Below are 756 nucleotides of genomic sequence, written 5' to 3' on the forward strand. Positions count from 1 at the left end.
GTTCCAGTACTGGCCATTTCGTCCTCCAAAGGATTGCCATTCCAGACCCGATAACGCCGCCAGACTCTTCCGGTTCAATCTGTCGACTACCGCTTTGAACCGAATTCCACGCACACGATTGAATCGAGCCATGAATTCGAGTTCGACAAGTTGATGGGTATCGCGCTCAGGTCGCGATTCCGGCCCATGTTGCATGTCGCGCGGCCTGACCAGTCCTGCCAGAGCTCACGATGGCGGACTCGGCGCCGAAAAGCGCCGCGAGCCGAGATGCCATATCATAACGCCAATGTGCGTGTGAGCCCGCGAGCAAGGAAACGACCGACATGTCTTTGACCGGACACGGTCATCGAGCGCAGGCTAAGCCGGTCCGTCGCCTACCGGCCTAAGCGCTCTTCACTTGGCCCGCTGTTAAACGTGCAGCAGATCACGCAGGCGGATCGGCAATCTGGGCGAAGCGCGCAATTCGACACAACTCGCCTCCCAGTGTCCGAGGTACTCGGCGATCGGCATGCTGGTGCGGCCAGGCCAGCGGTTGAGTGCCCCCAAAGCCTCTACGCAGTCCGGCGCGCGGCCGTATTCGGCGAGGATGGTCAGCGACATTGCCTGGGCGAACGGATTAAGAGCGGGCATTTCGATCTCGCCGCGGTGGTCGGCGAACCACGCAGCGGCGTCGCGCGTGAGCCCCTGGCTTTCAGCGAGCGCTGCATAACGATCGATGATGTCCTGGCGGTACCGGGCGATGGCATCGCCGAAGGA

The 756-nt window shown here is 61.5% G+C and carries 1 protein-coding gene and 1 pseudogene; both read right to left on the reverse strand.

The genetic code is table 11. The features are described from left to right. Nucleotides 1–195: hypothetical protein (locus tag EN925_RS40375; protein WP_206633195.1), on the reverse strand; the 195-nt coding region annotated here is incomplete at its 3' end. Between the two features lie 213 nt (nucleotides 196–408). Then, nucleotides 409–756, reverse strand: a pseudogene (locus EN925_RS38205) (hypothetical protein); the annotation flags it as partial.

The organism is Mesorhizobium sp. M7A.F.Ca.US.006.04.2.1, assembly GCF_004022915.1.
Lineage (GTDB): Bacteria > Pseudomonadota > Alphaproteobacteria > Rhizobiales > Rhizobiaceae > Mesorhizobium > Mesorhizobium ciceri.